This is a genomic window from Rossellomorea sp. ABR4_004 (assembly GCF_056159585.1).
Genome location: NZ_JBSWVM010000003.1, coordinates 75,379 through 95,185 on the forward strand (window position 1 = coordinate 75,379; position 19,807 = coordinate 95,185).

19 protein-coding genes are annotated in these 19,807 nt (G+C 39.5%); 3 read left to right on the plus strand and 16 right to left on the minus strand.

Going from position 1 to position 19,807, the window contains the following annotated elements; all coding sequences use genetic code 11:
* Positions 1–13: 13 nt before the first annotated feature.
* From ACXAF2_RS17455 to ACXAF2_RS17485, 7 genes are all read right to left on the minus strand, one after another.
* Complete coding sequence (locus tag ACXAF2_RS17455; protein WP_475140573.1) at positions 14–565, minus strand: glycerol-3-phosphate acyltransferase; 552 nt, start codon at positions 563–565, stop codon at positions 14–16.
* A gap of 57 nt (positions 566–622) precedes the next feature.
* Positions 623–1,348, minus strand: a complete 726-nt coding sequence (locus tag ACXAF2_RS17460; protein WP_475141274.1) for a YwaF family protein — start codon at positions 1,346–1,348, stop codon at positions 623–625.
* A gap of 295 nt (positions 1,349–1,643) precedes the next feature.
* On the minus strand, positions 1,644–2,441 hold the full coding sequence (locus tag ACXAF2_RS17465) for an alpha/beta fold hydrolase (RefSeq protein WP_475140575.1): 798 nt from the start codon (positions 2,439–2,441) through the stop codon (positions 1,644–1,646).
* 317 nt (positions 2,442–2,758) lie between these two features.
* Positions 2,759–3,619, minus strand: coding sequence for a hypothetical protein (locus ACXAF2_RS17470; RefSeq protein WP_475140577.1), 861 nt, complete (start codon positions 3,617–3,619; stop codon positions 2,759–2,761).
* A gap of 309 nt (positions 3,620–3,928) precedes the next feature.
* Entirely contained in the window at positions 3,929–4,930 is a 1,002-nt protein-coding gene (locus tag ACXAF2_RS17475; protein ID WP_475140579.1) for a DUF3231 family protein, read from the minus strand.
* 105 nt (positions 4,931–5,035) lie between these two features.
* On the minus strand, positions 5,036–5,332 hold the full coding sequence (locus ACXAF2_RS17480; protein WP_475140581.1) for a TIGR04104 family putative zinc finger protein: 297 nt from the start codon (positions 5,330–5,332) through the stop codon (positions 5,036–5,038).
* Between the two features lie 161 nt (positions 5,333–5,493).
* The gene (locus tag ACXAF2_RS17485) at positions 5,494–5,670 is read right to left on the minus strand and encodes a hypothetical protein (protein ID WP_187443373.1); all 177 of its coding nucleotides are present in this window, start codon (positions 5,668–5,670) and stop codon (positions 5,494–5,496) included.
* 175 nt (positions 5,671–5,845) lie between these two features.
* Here ACXAF2_RS17485 and ACXAF2_RS17490 point away from each other — a divergent pair, with 175 nt between their 5' ends.
* On the plus strand, positions 5,846–6,622 hold the full coding sequence (locus tag ACXAF2_RS17490; protein WP_475140583.1) for an MBL fold metallo-hydrolase: 777 nt from the start codon (positions 5,846–5,848) through the stop codon (positions 6,620–6,622).
* Positions 6,623–6,660: 38 nt separating this feature from the next.
* Here the strand turns inward: ACXAF2_RS17490 and ACXAF2_RS17495 are convergent, their stop codons facing one another.
* The 3 genes from ACXAF2_RS17495 to ACXAF2_RS17505 all read right to left on the minus strand — a co-directional run bounded on the left by ACXAF2_RS17495 (position 6,661) and on the right by ACXAF2_RS17505 (position 9,310).
* Positions 6,661–7,266 (minus strand): YitT family protein, encoded by a 606-nt coding sequence (locus tag ACXAF2_RS17495; protein ID WP_475140585.1) that lies wholly within the window; start codon positions 7,264–7,266, stop codon positions 6,661–6,663.
* A 211-nt stretch (positions 7,267–7,477) separates the two neighbouring features.
* On the minus strand, positions 7,478–8,185 hold the full coding sequence (locus ACXAF2_RS17500; protein WP_475140587.1) for a DNA alkylation repair protein: 708 nt from the start codon (positions 8,183–8,185) through the stop codon (positions 7,478–7,480).
* Between the two features lie 51 nt (positions 8,186–8,236).
* Positions 8,237–9,310: a bifunctional transcriptional activator/DNA repair enzyme AdaA gene (locus tag ACXAF2_RS17505; RefSeq protein WP_475140589.1), complete on the minus strand. Its 1,074-nt coding sequence runs from the start codon at positions 9,308–9,310 to the stop codon at positions 8,237–8,239.
* 232 nt (positions 9,311–9,542) lie between these two features.
* Here ACXAF2_RS17505 and ACXAF2_RS17510 point away from each other — a divergent pair, with 232 nt between their 5' ends.
* Positions 9,543–10,457: a hypothetical protein gene (locus ACXAF2_RS17510; protein WP_475140591.1), complete on the plus strand. Its 915-nt coding sequence runs from the start codon at positions 9,543–9,545 to the stop codon at positions 10,455–10,457.
* 42 nt (positions 10,458–10,499) lie between these two features.
* Here the strand turns inward: ACXAF2_RS17510 and ACXAF2_RS17515 are convergent, their stop codons facing one another.
* The 4 genes from ACXAF2_RS17515 to ACXAF2_RS17530 all read right to left on the minus strand — a co-directional run bounded on the left by ACXAF2_RS17515 (position 10,500) and on the right by ACXAF2_RS17530 (position 13,823).
* Complete coding sequence (locus ACXAF2_RS17515; protein ID WP_475140593.1) at positions 10,500–11,105, minus strand: alpha/beta hydrolase; 606 nt, start codon at positions 11,103–11,105, stop codon at positions 10,500–10,502.
* A 14-nt stretch (positions 11,106–11,119) separates the two neighbouring features.
* Entirely contained in the window at positions 11,120–12,100 is a 981-nt protein-coding gene (locus ACXAF2_RS17520; RefSeq protein WP_475140595.1) for a ring-cleaving dioxygenase, read from the minus strand.
* A 175-nt stretch (positions 12,101–12,275) separates the two neighbouring features.
* Positions 12,276–13,121: an STAS domain-containing protein gene (locus ACXAF2_RS17525; protein WP_475140598.1), complete on the minus strand. Its 846-nt coding sequence runs from the start codon at positions 13,119–13,121 to the stop codon at positions 12,276–12,278.
* Between the two features lie 375 nt (positions 13,122–13,496).
* Complete coding sequence (locus ACXAF2_RS17530; RefSeq protein ID WP_475140600.1) at positions 13,497–13,823, minus strand: hypothetical protein; 327 nt, start codon at positions 13,821–13,823, stop codon at positions 13,497–13,499.
* Positions 13,824–14,109: 286 nt separating this feature from the next.
* Here ACXAF2_RS17530 and ACXAF2_RS17535 point away from each other — a divergent pair, with 286 nt between their 5' ends.
* On the plus strand, positions 14,110–14,307 hold the full coding sequence (locus ACXAF2_RS17535; RefSeq protein WP_475140602.1) for a hypothetical protein: 198 nt from the start codon (positions 14,110–14,112) through the stop codon (positions 14,305–14,307).
* A 212-nt stretch (positions 14,308–14,519) separates the two neighbouring features.
* Here ACXAF2_RS17535 and metH read toward each other — a convergent pair whose 3' ends face one another.
* Entirely contained in the window at positions 14,520–17,966 is a 3,447-nt protein-coding gene (gene metH / locus ACXAF2_RS17540) for a methionine synthase (protein WP_475140604.1), read from the minus strand.
* Positions 17,947–19,800, minus strand: coding sequence for a bifunctional homocysteine S-methyltransferase/methylenetetrahydrofolate reductase (locus ACXAF2_RS17545; protein WP_475140606.1), 1,854 nt, complete (start codon positions 19,798–19,800; stop codon positions 17,947–17,949). Before ACXAF2_RS17545 ends, metH begins: the two co-directional genes overlap by 20 nt.
* Positions 19,801–19,807 lie beyond the last annotated feature (7 nt).

The window sequence follows — 19,807 nt, forward strand, 5'->3', positions numbered from 1 at the left end:
CAGATTGCTTCAGTTATCGTTTATGGACCAACAGAACCGTCACAAAAAGTGACAATAATCCGATAAAAACGGTGAATGAACCCTCAATCACATATGCCGAAATCGGAATGGTTGCCATTGAAAGAAATCCTGCGATGGTGTATTTTCTCAAAATCATATATGAGGTTCCCATAGTGATGGCAAAAACCCCAATGATAAGTGGATTAAGGAATAATGCAGTGGCTAAATAAGCAACTACTCCCTTTCCCCCGTGAAGTCCAAGCTGGATTGGAAACAGATGTCCGATCATGACAAATATAGAACTGAGAACAAAATAGCCCTCACCTTCTGCCAGTTGTGCCGTGATCATTAATGCAAGAATCACTTTTCCGGCATCTATCAGCAGAGTCAGAAGAAAACCTTTTTTCCCTATAGCTCGACCTGCATTCGTCGCACCGACATTTCCGCTACCCAGTTTACGAATATCTTCACCGGTAAACATTTTCACTATATAATAAGCACCAGTTATACTTCCTAGACTGTAAGAAACCAAAATGATCATACTTATGATTATACTGTTACTCATCATTCCTACACCTGACTTTTCTTATATGTAATAGACGGATTGAACCCCAGGAAAGTTTCATGTATTTACATTTCCTTTACTTTTCCTATTTTCTAAGAGATAAAACGGTAAATATAGAAGGCTGAATAATATTATGGAGACACCTTCAAGAGCCAGGAGGTAGTAAGGATACTCGCCTAAATAGTCTATGGGACTTGCATTATACGGTTTATGGGAAAGAAACATATAATTTGCTCCTACCAATCTGTTCACCATGAACACGATGACAGCGATCAGATTTAAAGCAATGAATGCCCTCACCATAGACCGGAACGTCAATGTGAAGCCTTCGATCCATACCATGTACAAACAGGATAATACAATCGCCAAATGTGCTAGAAAAAATTGAAAATAACGGAAGTGGGGAAAACCAAAAAACAACTCAGGTGTCACGATGGCAATAAAAGCACCTGTCATACTGGCAAAAAAACTGATTTCAAAGATTCTATAATTTTTCGTGATAAGCATGATTGTGCACAAATACAATGAGATGGAACATAATTGAAACGGCAAATTAATGGCTACATCCCAATGATCATTGACAACGTACCAAATTTGAAATAATGCTTCACTCAATACAAGCAGCACCACGAGAAGCCATTTTAACAAAGCCTTACCTTTGCCGCTTAGTCGATTTCTAAGAACAAACAAGCCAATCATACACCCCAGCGAGAAAATCATTGCTGCCAAATGGGACACCGAAAACAACACAAAAGGATACTCCTCATACCTGAAATTCATCATCTCTTTCACGAAACCCTCACCCGCCTTTAGCACACCCATAGGTACTATATTCTCTTAATGTTTCATAAATCCTTTATGGGACACGGACCTCTCAAAAGAATATCACCCAATCATCGCCCTCCATCCCTCCCTATTCCCTTTCTCTAATTCCTTAACCACAGAACAAAAAAATCCCTGTTAAGAACCATCAGATTACTTAACAGAGATTTCTCTACTCTCTCATATTCATTCCTTGAGAATACAGGCATTTACAAAAAAACTCCCATCTCGATAAAGAAATGGGAAACATCTGTTTTTATTGAACCTTGCGTAACGGTACACCTTGATTCTTATAAATGAAATCAAGAGCCAGTCGATTAAACTCCTTCGGCTTCTCTACATTACAAACATGTCCACAATCTTCAATGAACACTCTCGTAGCGGATGGGTCTCCTTTTGTATCCTGATCAAGAGACTGTACAAATAGGTGGTCTTCTTTCCCTGATATGTAAAGCTTGGGAATATGAGAAGCCCGTTCTTGTACAGAAGCGTATGTTGATTTCACATAAGGGGTAAGACGATACCACCCGAGAAAATCATTACGGTTCATTTTCTTTGCTTCGCGTATGAATAATTTTCGTGAAACTTTGTGATTGCTCTTAGGCATCATAATATAGGCGAAAATTTTATATAACCACATAAATGGAATGATATTTTTTACTGCATCACCGATTTTTAGAAGTGTATTGGATAGTAAATTAAATCTTGTTATCCCCCCTCCTAAAACGGCACTTTTCACGCGATTTGGAGCAGTTTGGAGCAAAGCATGAATCAGAACCGAGCCAAGGGATATGCCGATAAAATGTGCCCTTTCCACTTTCAGATGATCAAGTACTTTAAGAACCTCACGAACATTTAAATCAATTGTGAACTTCTCATTATATGATTCTACACTTGGGGACTTTCCATGTCCGGGCAAATGAATCGTTATTACATTATAGGATTTCTTGAATATATCGAGCTGCTTGCCGAAAATCCTTGAATTTCCCCCGATTCCGTGGAGAAACACCACATACTCTTTGCCGACTCCTTGATGAACGTTGTATTCTAGCATCAATTCTCTCCTTAAAACAGCACAACCTACCAAAAGAATGAAATGAATCAGGCCAATTATTCGAGAACCGTTTTACTTCAATTATCTATCATTAATATGTAAATCGATTTTCAAAACAATTGCATGATGCACTCTATGCTCTTGAAGCCTTACCTTAATTATCTTTCATTCTATACTATCTGAACTCTCTTTGTCATATAATAGCTGAAGAAATTCCGAACATTTTGTGATGAAGGGGAGATCACCTGCCAATTTAAGTAATCCCTTACATTTACATCCCTGTTATCATCTTGATTTTCAACTTGATTTCAAGAAGCCTATACTTCCTTCACCATCATGACATCTTTTGTAAGCTCACTTAAACCCAATTCCTTTTGGATATTCTCTTCAGGAATATCTGCAGCATGGAATGTAATGGTTTTTGCTCCCCTTGCCCTTGCCTCATTCATCAACACACACATCATTTTACCCTTATGAAACTTGAATTCTTGTAAAATACCAAAAGACAATACTTCACTATACTTTGTATCTTCACGTAATGTTACTCCCATGACCCCAATCATCTGTCCCTCGTTAAAAAACGCAATGGAAAAGTCAAAATCAACGGATGAATAGTATTCTTCCATCATTTTGATTTGGGCTTCATTCCCTTCATCATTTTCCTCCATGATGGAACGCCAATCTTCAAAAATATACTCATTGGAAACCTTCCATGAAAACTCTATGTCTTCTGTCGATTCTACATTCGAAAGATATCTGCCAATTAATTTGGCTTCATTGGTGATTTCAAATCCCTTTGCTTCAAAATAAAGAATCTGATCCTTCCACTGTTCACGAAAGCGTTGAGCCAAAATCTTCCCTCCGTACTCTTCGCTTACAGCAAAACCATATACCCGCTCGAATAATTCATCCTGAATCCCTTCATATCCTGATAGCACCCAAGGGAAACCTAGAGAAACAAAATCACCTCTCCCTGTAAAGCTCATGTAACCAATAAGATCATCACCTTCATAGGCAAAGCACCGTGATCTAGGGTCAAATTCCTTTTGTTCTTTAAATATTATTGGAGACATTGTCGGTTTCCAGGCAAAAGGTAGTGTAGATGTTATTTTTCTCCAGAAATCATATTGAACAGCTAAATCATTTTCTCCTTCAAAATATTTGTATGTAATGGACATTTTATCTCCCGCTTTCTAGTTTGACTTTACTTTGCACACGCTTTCCTTATTTACAGTGTAACTTATGAACAAATTCACTCCAAGGAAATAAAAATATCCAAACCTAAAAATAAGATTTGGATACATTATCTTTCATATTTCATACTACCGTACTATATAAAATGCCGATACAACACTAGAGAACTTATACCTCACTGCATTCTCAACCCGATTTTTTATTAAATCAACTTTCATCACTGTAATCATTCCAATTAGAAAAATAATAATAATCTTCGAAACCATTTCTATATACCTCCAATCATCTCGATATCATTCGCTTAATTTTCCACGACTCTTCTGCTGTGGTGGCTGCTCCATCCAACCACGTTCAACTAACAGTTTAAGACCATCCGCACCATACTTCATGATTTCTGTCACAAAAAGTGTATAATGAATGGCTAAATCCTTCCTTGTAGACATCGTGATGGCGTGACAAAGTGTTGACAGCCCCACTGAGTTTGAAGAAGAGATAAAAAAAAGCATCAATTTTTCTGAAAATGGTGCCACATTTGAATCTGTTACCTCCATGGATACTGGATAAGTGGGGAATGAATCATCTTTTACCAGAACATGATTAAAAGTGGTAATCTGCTTTTCACTTAATTTTTTTCCTTTTTTGAGATAGTTCTTCACTTCGATATCTTTCGAAACTTGTATAAATCCTTTCAATAGAATGATTCCGATGCAATTTCTCTCAATTACAAAGAATAATTCGCTCAATTCCAATGCATTAAGCGGCCTTGTTTCACCTAACCAGCTCTCCAACAAAGATGGCTGTTCTGAAATGTATTCTATGGAATGAGGATAATTCATTTTAGGTGGACGATCATAGATCCCTTTTTCCAACATTAATTGCAATGATTGTTTATATAGTGATAGTGATTTCGTCAGCGCTTTTTCAAATAGATCATATACATCTTTACGGGCAACGGCCCCTACTATAGTAGTGTAATGACCGCTCGTGACCTGTCCACCTCGGTAAACGAAACTAAGAGCAAACAAATCAGTATATAAGGGTGGTGCGGTTGTATCAATGTCCCTGTCAGTAAAGCCCTTTGGTACAGGAAATCCTTCGGACATAAAAAGAGAATTAATCTTAGTCATTATCTCTACGTTAGACTGTAGACTCTCTTCGATGATGAATTTGATTCCTTCGTCTTTCAGGTATGTAAGGAAATGTGTGTAAAAGCAATTTAACGCCGAGCATTTAATATAAGTCGTCCACAAAGCGGAGATTTCTGCAGTAGTCAACCTTATGTCTTTTTCCTCCATCTTCCGACTCCTTCTCTTTTTCCCTTAGTGTTTTCCTAATCTTGTAAAATATTCGGTGATTTATAGTAAATGAAAAGAGCTGCCCGTGATCGGCAGCTCTCTTTCTTATCTGTTCTTATATTCATATTTCACAAATAACGGAAGAAATAGTGAAATAATAATGGCCAATAAAACGATTAAACCAAAGGTGAGCGGCTTTGATAGACCCTGTTCGGGTGCAATCAATAATCCGAATACTACCGCTGGAACAATGATGAGAAAAGAAACAATAAATTTCGAGGTGAAATTAATTGTATGTTTTTTACCACATTGACTGCATTCAATTGGTTTATAAGACCTCCAAATGGAGAATAACAACTCTTTCCATTGAAACTGATTCTTACATACATTACACTTTTGCAAAACACTTCCCCCTATGTAAATCATCTACTCTTTTCTCTAGTTTACCATTATAAGTCTGTCAGGAGTAGATGGTAATGAGGTCCGTCCCTCGTATTCATTGAACTGTCCGAATACTCATACCTAATTTAAAAATTATATATTATTTAAATTCACTATCACAATTACTTTTCTTCACACGATACATTCCATGACAGGATTCCTTCTTCCACTTCTGCTACACTTCCATGGTTCTCACAAGACTCAATCGCTTGTTTCAAACCCATTTTATCCAGCAGTATGATGGTGATCACCATCATGATGGTCAGGATTAAGAGCAAAGACTTCTGCTTCCCTTTCATATATTAAAAACCCCTTTATATCGTTTGATACACCAGTATTAGTAAATTATACCATATACATCCATTCAGTTACCAAAATTAACGATATTCCCTTCAAAAAAATGTCTTCATGCAGGATTTTTCAACTTTCATCCGAACTATGTACTATAACACTAAATCATAAGGGGTAACTAAATTGATACAATCATTTAAATTAAACGTTCAAACAATGGGTCAGAAAATGCCGGTTTACATTTTTCGAGTCGACGATGTCCTAATTGATACAGGGCCTTACAGTATGAAAAACGAAGTTCGGAAAATTGTAAAAGAGCTTCCTATCCAACGAGTGATCCATACCCATCATCATGAGGATCACACAGGTAACAGTTCATGGATCGAAAGGTTTTACTCTATTCCACAATGGATTCATCCGTTAGGGGTACAAAAGTGCGCTCACAGCACTAAACTGCCTTTTTACAGAGCTATGTTCTGGCATAACCGGAAGGCATTCCACGCGTTGCCACTTAAAGAAGAAGTATTTAATACGGTCGGGCATTCGTTTCAAATTGTTCATACACCAGGGCACGCTGATGATCACATCGTTCTCATCGATGAAGAAAAGGGCATTTGCTTTTCAGGTGATTTATACTTATTCCATTCCCCTACTTCTAATTTTTCATTTGAATCTGTACCTGAGCTCATTCGCTCAATAGAAAGAACCCTGCAGTATTCCTTTCAAGAAGTGTATTGTTCACATCAAGGATTCTTGAAGCAGGGAAGAAAGCTTTTAGAGAAGAAACTAGCCTATCTTCAGAACCTTCAAAAAGCTGTAATGAAAGCACACCTGGAGGGAAAAACGGCTAAAGAGATTAGAAAACACCTGCTTCCCAAAAACAAACTTTTTCAATATATATCACTTTTCGAAAACTCACCAGAACACACTGTCAAATCCATCATCAAAGAAATATCGTAAACAGAAGGTCCGTCCCTCAATAGGGACGGACCTTCTGTTTACTGATTTTCAAGGCGGTTGAGGCTTCGTTTGTATTCCACCTGACAAATGATATCAAGGATTCTTGTGCCTATGAATTGGCAGGCTAAGGCAAAGAGAATGATTTTTAAATCTACTACGATTCCTGTTAGTAGTAACACACTGCCATTAATGAAGAATAAAGTCTTCCCTGGGGTGTACCCTTTTAGCTTTGAAATAATAAGTGCTAGAATGTCCATCCCTCCAGAGGATGCTCCCATTCTGAAAAGGATGCCTATTCCGATTCCCAAAAGGATGCTGCCAATCAATAGATCGACCAAAATAAAAGAAACAGTTCCGATTAAATGAGAATTCAAGAAATTAACTACAAACGACGTAACTGTCACACAATACATGGTCCAAAGTGCATTCTCTTTTCCTAACCATTTTACTGCAGCTAGTAAAAGAGAAGCATTTAACACCCATAGCGTAATGGCAAATGGGACATGCAACAAATAGTTTACTAGCACACTCACACTTGCAGCGCCACCTGAAGGGATAAAGTGTGGAAACAAAAAGATAGCCATGGCCAATCCTTGTATGCTTGCTGCTATACCTAAAATAGTACCCTTTCTTACTACATTCATCTGTACATTGCTCCCGATTCTGTTAAGGACTCTATTTCATAGTCTAGTAGCTATACACTTCTTCTGCAACAGAGAAATGAAAATCAATGGTTGTGGACTAATTGAAACTCTTCAAATATTAGTGATATACATTCATTGTAAATATGGTTTTGTACCGTCAGCCCGCCAAATAAATTCATAATGAGCTCATTTCCAATCTCCCTTTACCTATTTAACAAATGCATGTCTTTCTTTTCACTCCTACTCTGTCTTTATCCTCTATTTTTTTTATATAAGTGACCGCTACCGGTACTTTACATGCTGTATTACCAACATCGACATGTACTTTCCCAATTTTATTCGCCACTTGTTTTGCCTCATCAAGCAAAGGAGCTACATGTGCACCAACAGAAATGACGAATCCATTCATAACGTAACGTACTCTATTTCTCTCTTCATGTATCGTTTTTTCAATATGTTGAAGATACTGTTTGATTTCGTCTATATTGATTTCTTGGTCTGGGGTAATACTAATATACCCTGCGTAGGCACTCCAGCCAGCCGTTGCCGTCATTTCATTTTCCGATTTAATCCACTCATTCGCTAATTCAATAGCGTAGTCGCTCTCTGCGGTTATATTAGCAACCGTGTATTCAGCCAGCATATACCAATCTGCTTTATTGACCCAATCCTGTAAAATTCCTTTATTCATTTCTTTAGGGTTTACAGATAATCCTGCCAGGTACATGGCATCGAAATTTCCCGATTCGTACAGGCTTAATGCAAGACCTTGCTCTTTCTTTACATGTTTCACCAGTTTTTTCATATCCCCAATTTTCACTCCGAATAATGGTTCATGTGCGCCGTGACGTAAATAAGTATTCTTTGTCTGTTCGTTACCCATCTGTTCAAGTGCTGCCATTACCTCATCATATTTCATGTTTGACCACCCTTTCATCATATTTGTTCAATTGTATTCTTCTCTGTAGAGTTAGCTGGTGAATGATCCCTTCATTCTCTCATTCATCTTACATTCATGTTCAATTAACCATTTCTTCCGGTTAAGACCACCTGCATAGCCGGCAAGATCTCCATTGGCTCGTATCACTCGATGACAAGGAATGATGATCGCAAGCTGATTACACCCGTTGGCCCTTGCGACTGCTCGAACAGCTGCTGGACGGGAAATATTTTCAGCAATCTCAGTGTAGGATCTGGTTTCTCCTAAAGGGATTCTCTGCAATTCGCTCCAAACGTTTTGTTGAAAAGGTGTTCCGTTGATTTTTAAATTGGTTTGGAAGGCTGATAAAGTACCCTCAAAATAGGCGTTCAATTCCTTTTCGATAGAAACAAGTGGCTCGGTAGAACATGGAACGATTGCCGCCTTTGTTTTCTCCCTCAATCTCTTCACTTCATTCTCCAGACCACGTCGGTCAACAAATTCCAGTAGGTATAAAGACTCATCATCTGAAATTCCAATCATCGGTCCAAGTTTCGTATCAATCCATGCTGCTTTTAGTATGTGCTGGTGATGAGACAAAGCTGGCGGCGTTCCCATAATTCTCGAAAAAGCATCTCTGAAACCGCTGCTTGATTCATATCCCGTTGTAAGTTGAGCATCCATCACCATTGAGCCTGATCTGATGTGCTTCATAGCAATTCCCATCCTCCGTGCTCTGGCATATTCTACAAAGGTCATACCGAACCGCCTCTTAAATTGACGCCGTGCAGTGGATGCATCTATGGATAGCTCCTGAAAATCCTTATCCTTCCAACGTTTTTCAGGATTTTCTTCCACTGCCTCTACCAGCATCTTTACTACATTTGAGATACTATTTGGGTGAGATAAGGGCTTACACCTTTTACAAGGTCGAAACGACGCCAGAAGGGCTTGTTGAGCTGTTCCAAAGAATTCACAGTTTTCAAATTTCGGTTTTCTAGCCGGACAAGTCGGGCGACAAAACACACCTGTCGTTTTAACCCCAACATAAAAAATCCCTTCGTACTCGGATCTTTTTTCCACTAACGCTTGATAATACTCCCTTTGTAGTTCGACTGATATCATCCTCATTCCTCCACTATTTCATTCTTCCTTTATTATAACCTCAATAAAACGACGATGCCGCCGAAAATCAGGCATCGATTTTTATTCCAATAGAAGCTTCTCATCTTCTCCCTTTTTGAGGGACGGACCTTTGTATTCCAACTAATTATCGTAACAAGCAGGGATTATCTCACCCAATGGATAATGTATTAAGATAGCGAATATTAAAAATTACGATTAAGGAGCATTAATTATGAAACTGACTTCACTACAATGGAATACAGCAGCTTCCTTTATCAAAACCCATGCAAGACCAATTGAACAAAAGCTATTCAGCTTTTATTTTGAAGAAGGTAGTAAAGTGGAAGCAATCAAAGAACTAGCAAGTTTTCAAAATACGGACGGAGGATTCGGCAATTGTATAGAGCCCGATTTTCGATTGGACAGTTCATCTCCAATGGCAACAACCGTTGGATTACAGCATGCAAAGGACTTAAAACTTCCAGCCGAACACCCCATCGTTCAAAATGCGATGAGCTATCTGCAAGACACATACGATGAGAAAATCAACGGCTGGCATGCTGTGTCTGCAGAGGTTAACTTTGTTCCCCATGCACCATGGTGGCATTTTGATCCTGAAAAGGGACATAGCGGCGTTCAAACAACTTGGGCTAACCCTAACGCTGAAATAGTAGGGTATTTTCATTTATTTAGTCCTGAACACCCTCGTTTAAAAGAATGGACTGAGAGAGCGATCACAGAGTTAAGGAATCTTTCACACCCAATAGAAATGCATGATTTTCTCTGTTATGATCGACTCCTTTCTGTGGTGAAAGGGGAAAAGGAATCCATACTTTATAGAACCCTTTCTTCATCCTTACGACAAACTGTTTGTACTGATCCATCACGCTGGAATGAATATGTAGCCAAACCATTGCAGGTAGCCAGTCATCCTGCTTCACCGTTTTATGAAGCTCTAAAAGAGGAGGTACATATGCAATTGAATATCGAGATTGAAACTCAACACCAGGAAGGTTATTGGCAGCCGAATTGGTCCTGGTTCGGTCAATATGAGGAGACCTGGCCAATTGCTGAAATGGAATGGAGAGGCATTCTGACCCTAGGAAAGCTACGGATTCTCGAGGCCTATCAGAGAGTAGAAGATTAGTTAATAAAGAATCCGGAAGACTTCCCTTCCGGATTCTAAAAATTATTTAAAATTCGCTTCAAACCATCTTTTTGCTTCATCTACTTCCTCACGACGAAGCTCATGCCCACCTTCTGTCCAGAACTCTGTTACCTGGGTTCGGGCCTCTTGAAGATTTTTAACGAGTTCCATTGTTTCTTGCATGGGGATGAGTGGATCTCGCTTTCCTGCACCTATGAATACAAGTGCTTCACTTAAGTCTGGAAGCTTGACATTTCGTCTAGGAACCATAGCATGGAACAGGATTCCACCTTTTAATGCATCCTTATAATGATACATTAAACTAGCCGCGATATTCGCTCCATTGGAGTATCCTAACGCAACAATATTTTGACGATCGAACCCGTAGTTATTTGCACTCTCATCAATGAATTCATTCAATTCCTTCGTTCGGAATACTAAATCCTCTTCATCAAAGACACCTTCCCGTAACCGTGCAAAAAAACGGGCCATACCATTTTCATCCACATTCCCTTTTACGCTTAACACAGAAGCATCTGGCTCAATCATATCAGCAAGCGGTAATAGGTCACGTTCATCACCACCTGTTCCATGAAGGAGCAGAAGTGTGGGTAAGTCTTTATTTCCTTGTTTAAATATATGTTTCAAGCTGACTTCCTCCTTTATTCTTTTGTATCCAATGGTTTTAATTTCGCTTCTATGGAATCTCTTTGTGCTTCAAAATATGGTGGAAGTGATAAATTTTCACCTAATTGATCAAAATCTTCATCGGTCTCAAAGCCAGGACCGTCTGTAGCCAGTTCGAAAAGAATGCCATTTGGTTCACGGAAGTAGAGGGAACGGAAATAGTATCTTTCAACAAAACCTGAATTCGGCAAGCGGTTTTGTGTGACCCAATCTACCCATTTACGTAATTCATCTTCATCTTCCACACGGAAGGCTACATGATGAACACTCCCTCTTCCCGGTCTTTCTTGTGGAAGATCATTTCTTTCTTCAAGATATACTTCTCCACCAGTACCGCCTTCACCTGTTTCGAACACTCGGATATCCGGTTGTCCATCCACATCTGAAGGAAAAGTCCTTGTTTCTCTAAAACCTAATACGTCTTTCAGTACCACTGCCGTGTTTTCCCCACGGGCAACCGTCAGCGTTATCGGACCGAGGCCAACTATCCCATGCTGGGCAGGTACCGGACTCTTGTCCCAAGGCTTCCCTCCAGGAACTCCTTCGTTCTTCTCATCTGACACAAGCATGAGTCGCTGTCCTTCAAAATCACGGAAGCTTAGTGTGGCCCGTCCACTATGATGAGAAATTTCGTCATGCTCAACACTCATCACTTCAAAGCGATTTTTCCAATATGCTAACGACTCATCCGAGTTTACCCGCAGTGCTGTTAATGAAATACTATTTGTCCCTTTATACGTATTCCCCGCATGTGGAATTTCGAAGAATGTGAGGTCCGTCCCTGGATTTCCTCTTTCATCTGCATAGAAAAGATGGTAGACGGATGTATCGTCCTGGTTGATTGATTTTTTCACGAGTCGAAGTCCCAGTGTTTTTGTGTAGAATTCATAATTCTTCTTTGCATTTGCTGTAATGGCAGAAACGTGATGCTGCCCTTTAAGTGGTTTTAGGTTCATAATTAAATCACTCCTTCGTATTATTCTTGCTTAGTTTCTACCTTCATCATACACGAAAATTATCTTTAATTCAAGATGTTTTACTTCAAAATGTTTTATAGTTATCTACACTCACCAATATCTCCACAAAAAAAACATCCGTACAAACTATGTACGAATGTTATAAAATAATCGATTATTCAACTTCATTATTTTTAATAGTCAGTGCTTGTGACAAGGTAGAAGTAATCGTCAGGTTATCAAAATTCAAGCCCAGTTGAACAGCTGTTTGTGCGATTTCAGGGCGTAACCCGGATAGAATCGGCTTAACACCGATCAACTGAAGTGCATCAATTAGCTGAAAGATTTGATGGGCTACCATCGTATCGATTAATACAACACCTGATAAGTCGATGAACAATTGCGAAACTTCCTTATGAACACATTGTTCCAACGCATTCTCTAATATTAGTTCCGCACGTGTTGGATCGATATTGCCTACAAGGGGTAAAAGCGCTGTATGTCCATTCAAGGATATGACAGGTGAACTTAATTCATTGATCACTTCCTGCTGGGACTGGATCTGCTGCTCCACAACTTCCGTTTGCAGCTCAACAAAACGCAACATAACCCGGTCAAATGCTTCTATGATGACTTGATTCCAACGGCTGAATTGTTCGAAGATGTTTTCTTCCATATGAGTTTCGGCATATTCTTTCAAAAATTCCAGGTATTGATGTCTAACCCTCATGAATTCTCTAAGAATATAGTGATTTGGGGTTTCTAGATGTTCCTTATCCTCTGCTATGGTCAAGACCCATTCATCGATCTTCTGATTAAATGTTTCTTTATCCTGAGCAAACACATTACAAAGAAGGCCGTGAAACTCAAAGTTTTGATTTTTTAAAGTTTCTATCACCTTGGGATCTGAGGAAGAATAAACACCATTTGTCGTACTCTTATCCAGGGAATTATACCAATCTTCCGTTAATTGACGAGCCTTACTTAATAAAAATGTATGTAGTTCCTGATTTCTATGCATGTATGATTCCTCCTATGATATCGAACAAATTTATATCAAATTCTTCTTCCCTGTCTGACGCAATGAGTAGTTGGGAAATCATACCCTTTTCTCTGGTTTTTTCTTTATCAATGATTCTATTTTTAAAGTGTAGTCGATCAATCCACTTTCGACTTTTTCCTTTACCATTCTCCATTATATATCACATTCATACAACATATCCATTCAGACGCTTTTTCATCTGCTCTGGTATAGTAACTATATCTAGCCTTTTCAACTAAAATTCTCCGATAATTACACCGGTAAGGGGAATTACCTTATCATTTTTCAACACTTTAATCGTATCATAGCTCTCATTGAATTCATTTCGGTTAATGCGATATATGAATTGATTAGTCAGCTCTTTATGCAAATCAAATAGTTTTTTTCAAAGTGTTCAGTGAATGAAACCCATAAGGTGCCTTCTCTTACTTCAAAATCAATGTTTTCATAATAGGGAGCTATTTTGGCAGTTTGATCTACTACACTTCCATTTATCACAACAAGAGAACTTCCCTTTTCATCTTCGTATAGAAAGATTCCATTTCCATAATCTGAAATAGATTCCTGAAGTGCTTTAGAAGTTTCCCTCAAATCCAGTTCTTGATACGGAAGATTTTCATCTATTCCAGTACACGCAGAAAGTAACAAAATGAACAGAATGTTTAAACTAAACAATTTCATCACGTTCCCCCTAAGCAATAATTTCAACACTCTTCTAATTATATAAAGAAATTCGGAACAATTATAAGTATATTCTAAAAACATTACATTATTTTGTAAAACAACTCTACAATTCACAATATAAAGTGTATAATGAGGGTATTAACTGAGAAACAGACAGCAGGTATGTCTCGATATACTATTTTGATGTATATGAATCTCCTACTAGAAACCAACCGCAAATCTTAATATGATGTCGTAATCCTACTACTTAGTCATTTGTCAAAATAGTTGGGAGCTGATGAGAGTGAAAAATAATCTGACAAGAAGGTGTATTGAAACACTTGCTATCCAAAGTGCCTATCATTTCTGTGTGTCTATAGGAATCAAGCCCAGTTTACTCAATCTATCGATGGTCACAGGATTCTCAGAAGAAACAATACTGGAAATACTCGAAACCAAGTTTAGTAATCAAAGTGTTAAAACAGAAGATCACTCTTTTTGACTCTGTGTTTCCCCTTTATTACTCTACAAGCCGATTATCCTTCATCCCATAACCATTAAATTCTTTCATTTTCTAAATTTTCATTTTATATTTTAAAGTAGTCGCCCTCTGCTGGTCTTGCAAAAAGATCAATAAGATTAGTCTGCTAACCTTTTCGCGACAAAAGAATAAAGGCAACTTCACTTTAGGAAGTTGCCTTTTTGGTATGGTATTTATAACACATTAAAATATCTTGCTTCCGGATGAGCGAAGACCATCGCTGTTACCGATGCTTCAGGTTCCATCATACATCCGTCTGTTAATTGGATTCCAATTCTTTCAGGTTGAATAAGCTTAAACAATTTCTTCTGATCTTCAAGTTCGGGGCAGGCTGGATACCCAAATGAAAAACGTTGTCCTTGATAATGAGTCCGGAACCGGTCCTGCATCGTAAAATCGACGGGATCAGGGAACCCCCACCTGCTTCTCATCATTTCATGGACTCTTTCAGCCAATCCTTCTGCTGTTTCTAAGGCAAGAGCCTGCAGGGCGTGACTTTCAAGGAATCTGCCCTTTTCCTTCATCTCTCTTGCCCACTGCCTGATTTTCACACCTGCCGTTACGGCAAAGAAACCGACATAATCCATTTCTCCACTTTCTATAGGCCGCAAGTAATCTGCTAAACATAGATGCTGATTTCCTTCTTGCCTTGGAAAGTGAAATCGTTCTATCTCTAAGGAGAAATCCTCCGGATGATAAATAACAACATCATCACCATCTGATTGTGCAGGAAAAAATTGATATCGTGCAGATGCCTGAATCATCCCTTCCCTTTTTGCTCTTTCGAACAATTCATCTATCACGGCTTTAAGGCCTACCGTTCGTTCGTCCTCTTCTTCCAGTAACCTCGAAATTTTCCCTTTAATCCCCAAATGATGACCAAGCAGCATTTGCTGATTAATGTAAGGATGAATTTGATCAAGTGAAAATTCTTTAATGGTGTGTGGAATTAAATCAGAAGGAATATGGACTTTTACATCTTTCGCAACTGTAGAACGTACTTTCACCGCAACAGTAGATGTATTTAGTTTCGGTGAGTCTTCAGTCGAAACGATCTTACTTAACTTTTCACGACTCTCCTCTTCCAGCTGCAGCCTCGTTTCCTCATGTTGAATCCCATTCATGATGCTAAGTCCATCCATTGCGTCCTTCGCATAGAGTACCAGTCCATCGTATTCACGCCCGATTTTATTTGTAGTGAATTTTCGTGTGAGGGCCGCACCTCCTACTACAAGAGGAACTGAAATGTCAGACTGTTTTAAATCTTGAGCAGTGATGACCATTTGTTGGGCTGACTTCACAAGAAGGCCGGACAAACCTACGATATCGGGTTGTTCCTCCCGAATGACTCCGATCAGTTCCTGAGGTGTTACTTTAATGCCTAAATCAATCACTTCATATCCATTATTACTGAGGATGATATCTACAAGGTTCTTACCAATATCATGAACATCACCCTTGACCGTAGCTAAGATCACTTTGCCTTTCGAAGATGAGCTTTCTGTTTGTTCCATATGTGGTTCCAAATGAGCAACGGATGCTTTCATGACTTCAGCACTCTGTAATACTTCCGCTACAATCAGCTGGTTATCATTGAATAATCTTCCGACTTCACTCATTCCGGCCATAAGGGGACCATTAATGATTTCAAGGGGAGCGTCATATTTTTCCAAGGCAATATTTAAATCGGCAATCAATCCTTCCTTCGTCCCTTCCACCACATAATGAGCCAGTCTTTCTTCCAGCGTCATAGTGTTGACAGGTACCTTTACTTCTTTCTTCCTCCCTCTGTAGAATGCAGTAAATTCAGCCAGTGTTTCATCATTCGTCTCAAATAGGAGTTTCTCTGCCATTCGAACTTCTTCTTCAGGAATTGAGGCAAACCGCTCTAATTTTTCCGTATTGACTATGGCATAATCCAACCCCGCTTTGGTACAGTGGTAAAGATATACCGCATTTAGGACTTCCCTTCCGACAGGAGGCAATCCAAAAGAAACGTTACTGACCCCTAAAATATGAGGGCATTCAGGCAAGACTTCCTTAATCTGTCTTATCCCTTCAACGGTGGCATTGGCAGATCCGATATATTGCTGATCCCCTGTGCCCACAGGGAAAACGAGAGGGTCAAAGATGATGTCTTCTGAAGCAATCCCATATTTCTCTGTTAACAGTTTATGTGAGCGGATGGCAATGTCAACCTTACGCTCTACAGACACTCCCATTCCTTTTTCATCAATTGTTCCAACCACAACCGCCGCTCCGTATTCCTTCATTAGCTTTGTTATCTTCTCAAATCGCTCTTCCCCGTCTTCGAGATTAATCGAGTTTATGATTACTTTCCCTTGAGAATATTTCAAGGCGGTTTCAAGTACTTTCTCATCCGTTGAATCAATGACAAGGGGAACTTTTACTTTTTTCACCACTTCTTGGATAAATACATTCATATCTTCTACTTCTTCACGATCTGGATCTGCAAGACAGATATCAATTACCTGAGCCCCATTTTTCACTTGTGCTCTCGCAATCTCTGACGCTTCTTCTATTTTATTCTCTGCAATCAATCGTTTAAATTTACGTGAACCGATGACATTCGTTCGTTCTCCGACCAGAATCGGCCTTCTGTCTGCATCCTCATAGACGAACGCTTCAATTCCTGACACTGCATGAGGATGAGACTCATTACGTTTACGAGGCGGTAATCCCCTCACCACTTCTGTAAGGGCACGGACATGCTCCGGTGTGGTTCCACAGCACCCTCCAACAAGATTCAGCCAGCCTTTCTCAGCAAATCCCTTCATCTTTAAACTAAGTGAATCAGCGGTCTCATTGTAATTTCCCTCTTCATCAGGAAGTCCTGCATTCGGATAACAGCTGACATAGGTAGTTGCCAGACTTGATAAGGAACGAATATGATCTCGCATAAATTCAGGTCCGGTTGCGCAGTTTAGACCAACGACCAAAGGGTTTAAATGTTCAAGGGATAAATAAAATGCTTCGATTGTTTGCCCTGCCAGTGTAGTGCCCATTGGCTCAATGGTTCCGGATAACAAAATGGGGATCTCTTTCCCTCTGGATTCAAAGGCAGTTCGAATTCCGAGGTTTGCTGCTTTTACATTTAAAGCATCCTGACTCGTTTCAAGCAGAAGTACATCAACTCCTCCATCGAGAAGGCCTTCTGCTTGAACACGATAGTTGTCTACTAACGCATCGAAACTTATCCCCCCTGTAACAGATAAGGTTTTGGTAGTCGGGCCGAGAGATCCTGCAACAAATCTGGGCCACTCGGGAGTTGAAACATCTTTAACGGCTTTTTGGGCGATTTCAGCTGCTACTTTATTGATTTCGTATGCTTTGTAGCCTAAATCATATTCATCCAATACGACGGGGGTGGCACCAAAGGTATTTGTTTCAATCACATCAGCTCCGGCTTTCAAATATTCCAAATGGATCTGATAAATTACCTCCGGCGCTGTCAATACCAGATTTTCATTACAGCCCTCAAGCTCTTCTCCCCCAAAATCGACCGGGGATAAATTCGCTTGTTGAAGCATTGTTCCCATTGCCCCATCGAGTACAAGTATTTTTTTCCTAAGCTGTTCTTCAAACAAAGTGATGGCCATAGGGAACCTCTCTTTCTGAAATGTTGGTTTTCTCTTGTATATGATGAATCAGTTCAATGCTCATATCGTACCTGACAAAAGGAGTGATAAGATAAATCCCATTAAAAAGATCTATCGCTGTACTAAGTAAGTCTTTTGCTATCTCCATTCCAACTGCTCTTGCAACTATTGGATCACTTCCGGCTTCCTTCATTCTTTGTCTTGTTTCTTCCGGAACATTGATTCCCGGTACTTCATGATGGAGAAACTCTGCATTTCTAGAGCTGATTAATGGCATGATTCCTATGAAGATCGCAACACCTAAATGCTTCGTAGCTTCATGTACTTGAACGAGCTGTTCTTTCCCAAAAATCGGTTGAGAAATGAAATAGTCAGCTCCGGCTTTCTTTTTCTTTTCAAGCCTTTTTACAGAAGCGTCTAAATGACGGAAATTAGGATTAAATGCTGCCCCTACTGAAAATTGAGTGCGTTCCCGGAGTGATTTGCCTGAGAAGGATATCCCCTCATTGTTCTGTTTAATCAATTCAATGAGTTCAAGGGAAGATAAATCATATACGGACGCTGCACCAGGAAAATCTCCAATCTTGGCCGGATCCCCAGTGATGGCTAATATATTGTGTATTCCTAACGTGTGTAACCCCATTAAATGGGATTGAAGTCCAATCAGGTTTCGATCCCGGCAAGTGATGTGAACTAAAGGCGTAAGATCAAATTTCGCCCTTACCAGGCTGCCAATGGCGTCATTGCTAATACGAGGCGATGCTAACGGGTTGTCTGCAAGCGTGAGTGCGTCAATTCCAGCAGCCTTTAATGCTTCAGCCCCTTGAAAGAACAGCTTCGTGTCGAGATGCTTTGGTGGATCGAGTTCAACTATGATTGTTTTCTTTTCCCTTACTTGCTCATGCAGCAAGTTTCCCTTGATAGAAGGTGATGATAACTGAACAACCTTTTTTGCTTTCACCACTTTTTCTTTCACAGGCTCCCGGCTTTTTAACCTGCTTGCTACAGAACGAATGTGATCAGGTGTGGTTCCACAGCATCCCCCAATGATTCTTGCACCTTGCAGCCGCAATTCGTTGCTTATACCTCCAAAGTAATCAGGCTCAGCAGAGTAATAGAATCGACCTTCTTCATAGTTTGGCAGACTGGCATTGGGGTAGACGGATAGAAATGCCCTTTTAGGTAAAGGAACTTCCTCTAATGAGTTCACCATATGAAATGGCCCCATTCGGCAATTGATGCCTACAACATCGGCCCCCAATAACTCTAATTGCTGGAGAGCGTCTTTTATCTCCATTCCATTTTGAAGAACTCCCGTTTCATGTAGAGAAACTTGAGCAATGACAGGAATGTCTGCTTCACGTTTAATAATGTTCAATACGGTGGTTAATTCTTCGAAATCATAATAGGTTTCAAGTAGAATTCCGTCTACTCCCTCTAATAATAAACAGTATAGCTGTTCCCTAAAACTTCTTTTGATTTCTTCCAGCGACACATTTTGTTTAATGCCCCTGATTCCACCGATGGTGCCCAGAATATAGGTGTATTCACCCGCGGCTTTTCTTGCCAGACGCACTGCAGCTGTATTTATTTCTTTAACCGAATCCTCCAATCCGTATCTGGAAAGCTTTTGATAATTAGCTCCATACGTATTGGTCTGAATGATATCTGCTCCTGCATCAATATACTCTTTATGGACTTTCAACACTTCATTTGGGTGAGAAAGATTCAGTTCTTCAAAGCATCTGTCCACTCCATATGAATACAACAACGTTCCTATCGCACCATCTGCAATTAAGATTCTCTCTTTCAGTGCTTCAAGCAACGGTTTCATGACATTC

What these genes read in the sequence shown, in the direction of transcription:
- ACXAF2_RS17455 (WP_475140573.1), bottom strand. Translation starts at nt 565, where the DNA reads ATGAGTAACAGTATAATCATAAGTATGATCATTTTGGTTTCTTACAGT.
- ACXAF2_RS17460 (WP_475141274.1), bottom strand. Translation starts at nt 1,348, where the DNA reads ATGATGAATTTCAGGTATGAGGAGTATCCTTTTGTGTTGTTTTCGGTG.
- ACXAF2_RS17465 (WP_475140575.1), bottom strand. Translation starts at nt 2,441, where the DNA reads ATGCTAGAATACAACGTTCATCAAGGAGTCGGCAAAGAGTATGTGGTG.
- ACXAF2_RS17470 (WP_475140577.1), bottom strand. Translation starts at nt 3,619, where the DNA reads ATGTCCATTACATACAAATATTTTGAAGGAGAAAATGATTTAGCTGTT.
- ACXAF2_RS17475 (WP_475140579.1), bottom strand. Translation starts at nt 4,930, where the DNA reads ATGGAGGAAAAAGACATAAGGTTGACTACTGCAGAAATCTCCGCTTTG.
- ACXAF2_RS17485 (WP_187443373.1), bottom strand. Translation starts at nt 5,670, where the DNA reads ATGAAAGGGAAGCAGAAGTCTTTGCTCTTAATCCTGACCATCATGATG.
- ACXAF2_RS17495 (WP_475140585.1), bottom strand. Translation starts at nt 7,266, where the DNA reads ATGAATGTAGTAAGAAAGGGTACTATTTTAGGTATAGCAGCAAGCATA.
- ACXAF2_RS17500 (WP_475140587.1), bottom strand. Translation starts at nt 8,185, where the DNA reads ATGAAATATGATGAGGTAATGGCAGCACTTGAACAGATGGGTAACGAA.
- ACXAF2_RS17505 (WP_475140589.1), bottom strand. Translation starts at nt 9,310, where the DNA reads ATGATATCAGTCGAACTACAAAGGGAGTATTATCAAGCGTTAGTGGAA.
- ACXAF2_RS17510 (WP_475140591.1), top strand. Translation starts at nt 9,543, where the DNA reads ATGAAACTGACTTCACTACAATGGAATACAGCAGCTTCCTTTATCAAA.
- ACXAF2_RS17520 (WP_475140595.1), bottom strand. Translation starts at nt 12,100, where the DNA reads ATGAACCTAAAACCACTTAAAGGGCAGCATCACGTTTCTGCCATTACA.
- ACXAF2_RS17525 (WP_475140598.1), bottom strand. Translation starts at nt 13,121, where the DNA reads ATGCATAGAAATCAGGAACTACATACATTTTTATTAAGTAAGGCTCGT.
- ACXAF2_RS17530 (WP_475140600.1), bottom strand. Translation starts at nt 13,823, where the DNA reads ATGAAATTGTTTAGTTTAAACATTCTGTTCATTTTGTTACTTTCTGCG.
- metH (WP_475140604.1), bottom strand. Translation starts at nt 17,966, where the DNA reads ATGGCCATCACTTTGTTTGAAGAACAGCTTAGGAAAAAAATACTTGTA.
- ACXAF2_RS17545 (WP_475140606.1), bottom strand. Translation starts at nt 19,800, where the DNA reads ATGAAACCGTTGCTTGAAGCACTGAAAGAGAGAATCTTAATTGCAGAT.